This is a genomic window from Pandoraea sp., from assembly GCF_004297875.1.
Lineage (GTDB): Bacteria > Pseudomonadota > Gammaproteobacteria > Burkholderiales > Burkholderiaceae > Pandoraea.
In genome coordinates this window covers 1-3,605 of sequence record NZ_SCSK01000034.1, presented here as the reverse complement: position 1 = coordinate 3,605, position 3,605 = coordinate 1, and the positions used below count along the sequence as shown (strand labels likewise).

2 protein-coding genes and 2 pseudogenes are annotated in these 3,605 nt (G+C 65.2%); 1 reads left to right on the top strand and 3 read right to left on the bottom strand.

Annotated elements, in window-relative coordinates; genetic code table 11:
* Positions 1-135: 135 nt before the first annotated feature.
* The 3 genes and pseudogenes from EPN80_RS09225 to EPN80_RS09215 all read right to left on the bottom strand — a co-directional run.
* Complete coding sequence (locus EPN80_RS09225) at positions 136-1,092, bottom strand: IS110 family transposase (protein WP_293026032.1); 957 nt, start codon at positions 1,090-1,092, stop codon at positions 136-138.
* A 68-nt stretch (positions 1,093-1,160) separates the two neighbouring features.
* Positions 1,161-2,537, bottom strand: a pseudogene (locus EPN80_RS09220) (phage integrase family protein); the annotation flags it as partial.
* Between the two features lie 30 nt (positions 2,538-2,567).
* A pseudogene (locus EPN80_RS09215) lies at positions 2,568-3,041 on the bottom strand (radical SAM protein); the annotation flags it as partial.
* A 353-nt stretch (positions 3,042-3,394) separates the two neighbouring features.
* On the opposite strand from EPN80_RS09215, the gene EPN80_RS09210 reads away from it, so the two are divergent.
* Positions 3,395-3,605: sigma factor (locus EPN80_RS09210; RefSeq protein WP_293026030.1), on the top strand; the 211-nt coding region annotated here is incomplete at its 3' end.

Sequence of the window (3,605 nt, the reverse complement as noted above, 5' to 3'; positions counted from 1 at the left end):
TGAGGAGCGATCATGTGTTATTCCGCACAAATCCAAGCAGACTTCCGGAAATACGTGAAAATGTTCGGTGCTCATTTGAGCATCCGAGAGTTCGCCCGCCTCTACTGGGAGCGGACTGAGTAACCGTGTTGAAAGTCAAGCAGTGAGGGGTTGATTTTGAGCGTTCAAGTGGTCCCGGGTGATGGCATTGAGGTGGGTGATCAGCTTGCGCATGCAGGCGATCAAGGCCACCTTCTTGAGCTTGCCCGCGGCCACCAGGCGCTCGTAGAAGGCACGGATGGCGGGGTTGAACCGCGTTGCAGTGAGCGTGGCCATGTACAGGGCGCGGCGCACCTCGAAGCGCCCTCCCGTGATGCGTCGTCGGCCTCGGCTGGAGCCCGAGTCGTTGGCGTAGGGCGCCACGCCGACCAGCGCGCAGATCTGGCGCCGGTTGAGCCTGCCCAGCTCGGGCAGCTCGGCGATCAGGGTCGCTGCGGCGATGCGGCCGATGCCGGCCACGCTTTGCAACAGCTTGGCCATCACGGCATGATGCTGTTCGACATGGCTCACCATCTCGGCGTCGACGTCGTCGAGCTGGCGCCCGATGGCCTCCAACATGGCATCGATGCTCGGGCGCGTGACCGGGCGAGCCAGCCGCAGGCGCTGGCGCTCGGACAGTTGCATGGCCACGAGCTGGCGCCTGCGGGTGACCAGGGCCGCCAGATCCTGTTGCTCGGGCTCGCTCAGCGGGCGCACGAAGCGCTCGCAGTCAGGGCGCTGGGCCAGCACGCTGGCGAACTCGGCCAGGGTGGCCGCGTCGATGCGGTCGGTCTTGGCCAGGCACTGCATCGCGCGGGCGAAGTCCCGCGCCATACGCGGGTTGATCACCGCCACGCGCAGTCCCGCCGCTTGCAGCGCGCAGGCCAACGCCGCCTCGTAGCCTCCGGTGGCCTCCATCAGCACCAGCCCGGGCTGCAGCTTCGCCAAGGCGTCAGCCAGGGCCGAATGCCCCTCGGCATCGTTGCTGACATGCGCCAGTTCGGGCGGCAAGACCGCTCCCACGCAAGCCACATCGACATGGGCGCTTGCAAGGGGGATGAGCAAGGTAAGCACAATTTCCTATCATAAGCCGTGAAGTTATGAAATCTCTTGCGCTTATGCTTAAGGTGCCATAAGCAGGCTTACTGCTTGAAATCCCGTGAGCGAAATGCCTGATCGAATTGCCGGGCTCGCTGCACCTCGTCGCTGTGCAGGTAGGTCGACGTCGTCGAGATCGACGCGTGCCGCAGGTTGTCGCGCACCATGATCAGCTCAGCACCCCGCGCGAGCGCGTGCGACGCGTGGGTGTGCCGCATCCAGTGCGGGCTCGCGCGGCGCAGCTTTTCTGCGGTCGCCGGCCGATCGTCCTGGATTGCATTGGCCACCTGCATGAAGAACCGTCGCAGCACGCGCCAGAGCCGTCTGGGTTCGATGCCCGCGCCATCCTCGTCAAGGCTCGCAACGAGCGGCGTCGCCGGGTCCCAGCGTGCGGGCGTGATCGGCAGCCCGCGCTGCACGAGATATTGATCCAGCGCGGTTCGAGCGAGTGACGGTAGCGCCACCTTGCCGAGCTTGCCGCCCTTGCCAAGCACATGCAGCCAGTGATCGCCGTGCTCGTCCCGGCGGATGTGGCCGAGCGTCGCACCGACCAGCTCGCTCGCGCGCAGGCCAGTCGCATAGCCGAAGTCCAGCAGGAAGCGGAGGCGCTGCGCGGCCGGCACGCTCCAGCCGTACGACCATTCGAGGCCATCGGCGAGTGCGCGGATCAACAACCACTCGCCCTCGGAGAAGCCCCGTGACACGTCCAATCCCGCACGCTGCGCGTGGCTCTTGATCTTGACGCCGGCGAACGGATTCGCGAGCACGTAGTGCTGCTCGACCAGCCAGCGAAACAACGCCGACAGGACGTTTAGCGCATAGGCTGCTGATCGAGCCGACAGCGGGCCGGTGAACGGCCGCCATTCGATGCTGTGCCGCGGCCGCGATGGGCCGACCCAGCGCTCGCGTGGCGTCGGGCGCCGCAGGAAACCGCGATAGGCGATCGCGTCGTCGGTGGTGAGTGACGACAGTGCGCGGCCGCGCTCGACGATCGCCCACAGGATCAGGCGTTCCGCCTCCTTCCGGTAGGCACGCTGCGTGGCGGCCGACTCGTGCAGCGACAGCCAGGACTGGATCGCTTCGTAGTCGTTGGACGCGTTCAGCAGGCAGGCGGTTCGCGGCGCGCGGAACTGGCCGCGCGAACCGTCGACCTCATGCGGCACGCGCAGCTGTTCCCACGGCATGATGCTGCCGGACGGTGCGGCGACGATCAATGCCCGCGCGCGTTCGGTCAGCACCGGATGCGCGGCGAAGAACGCCTCGATGCGGCGCGCGCCGGCGACGCCGAGTCCGGCGATCGCGGACCACCAGCGACGCCGCCGCGGAATCCGCACGGTCAGGTCCGCGAGTGTCCGAATACCGTGCGAGTCCAGCGCCTCGACAATGCGGGGTGGCAGCCACAGGACCAGGCTCAGGGACAACCCGGATCCCGGCATGCCGTAGCCCAATGCGTTGAGCCGCCGCAGACTGCGAATGCTAGCCTCGAACACGCCGTCACCGCGTTGGCGGTCGACGTTGTGCGCCGAGTAGCAGGGTAGCGAGGCGACGACTTCGACGCCCTGGGCCGCCAGGAACTCGGCCAGCGCCTCTTGGCCGGCAACCTCGAGAATCGTCAGGTTACATCGGTCGATCACATGCACGTCCAATGCCCTGGCCTGCTCGACCAGCCAGCGAAAGTGCGGATTGAGCTCCGGCGCGCCGCCGGTCAGGTCGAGCGTACGCATGCGGCGTCGGGCCAGAACGGCCAGCACGATATCGATCGTTTCCCGCGTCATGGTCTCGGTGCGGTGCGGGCCCGCCGCGACATGACAATGCACGCACGACTGATTGCAGCGATACCCGAGGTTGACCTGCAGTGTGCGGAGCGCGCGGCGGCGCAGCGCGGGGAAATCCGTTTTTTGCAGCAGCGGGAATGTGTTGTGCATGGCAGGTTGCTCAGCGAATGTGGCCGTCTATGCCTGATTTGACGAACAAGGCGCGACTTTCCTTACAACCATTTCCCAAAAATCATCGATTCGCTGCGTTTGCGTGGGTCGGTCGTCCATCGCCAGCGCCCTCACCCAACTCGGCGAGGCATTGCGGCGTCGTTTGCGCGCTCGCTGTAATAATTTCGGGGCATCCTCGTCCAATAGGCAAACAGGTGGTATGCGTTCGGGGCTTACACGGCGTCATGATGCGAACCTGAGAACAGTATCATGGGCGAGCGCACGGCGGCGGATACGCCGTTTCGCGCGCTTGGCATGATTTACTGTCGCCCCACCCATTACAACGTTAATCCATGAATCCCTTGGCAGGCGACGATCCTTATCATGAACTTTCCTTACTGCGGCGAGATATGCTGCGTTTTGCCGAACTACAGTTGCGCGATGCGGCGGCCGCCGAAGATGCGGTCCAGGACGCCATGGTAGCGGCCATGGCACGTATCTCGACTTTCGAGGGCCGGGCGCAGATCAGCACCTGGCTGTTCGCGATCCTGAAGAACAAGATCA